The sequence below is a fragment of the Pseudomonas sp. 5P_5.1_Bac1 genome (assembly GCF_025466015.1).
GTDB lineage: Bacteria > Pseudomonadota > Gammaproteobacteria > Pseudomonadales > Pseudomonadaceae > Aquipseudomonas.
Genome location: NZ_JANLNX010000012.1, coordinates 1 through 538 on the forward strand (window position 1 = coordinate 1; position 538 = coordinate 538).

Consider the following 538-nt stretch of genomic DNA (forward strand, 5'->3'; position numbering starts at 1 on the left):
GATTAGGAAGTCGCCGCTGAAGCTGTGGTCGCCGGTGAACAGCAGGGTGCCGGCGCCGCGTTTGTAAGCCGAACCGGTTCCGCTCAGGTTGCCGCTGAAGGTGCCGTTGACGTCCTGTTGGAAGATCAGGTCGGCGTTGTCGACGATGTCGCCTTGCAGGCTGGTGGTGTTGCCTATCAGCGTACCGCCGCTGACGAGGGTGCCACCGCTGTAGGTGTTGGCGCCCGACAGCACCAGGGTGCCGCCGTCGAGTTTTTCGATGCCGCCGCTGCCGACCAGTTGCGCGGCGATCAGCGCCGAGGTGTTGCCGGCCACGCGCAGGCTGGCCAGGCTGCCGTCGGCGGCGTTGACCGCTTCCAGCGTGCCGGCGGTGCCGACCAGTTGGTAGCCGTTGCTGAGGAACTGGATGCCGGAGAAGGTACGCTGGCCATCGATGGTGACGGTGCCGCCCTGGCCGCCGAAGACCGCGAATTGGCCGCCGCTCCAGTCGTTGGCGTTTTTGCCGGTGGAGTTGGTCCAGTTGGTGTCGGCGCCCCAG

Annotated in this window: 1 protein-coding gene; it reads right to left on the reverse strand. The window is 66.7% G+C overall.

Annotation, left to right across the window (positions count from 1 at the left end; genetic code table 11):
• The coding region (locus NTD82_RS02345) for an autotransporter-associated beta strand repeat-containing protein (RefSeq protein ID WP_262127623.1) at window positions 1-538 on the reverse strand (538 nt) is incomplete at both ends.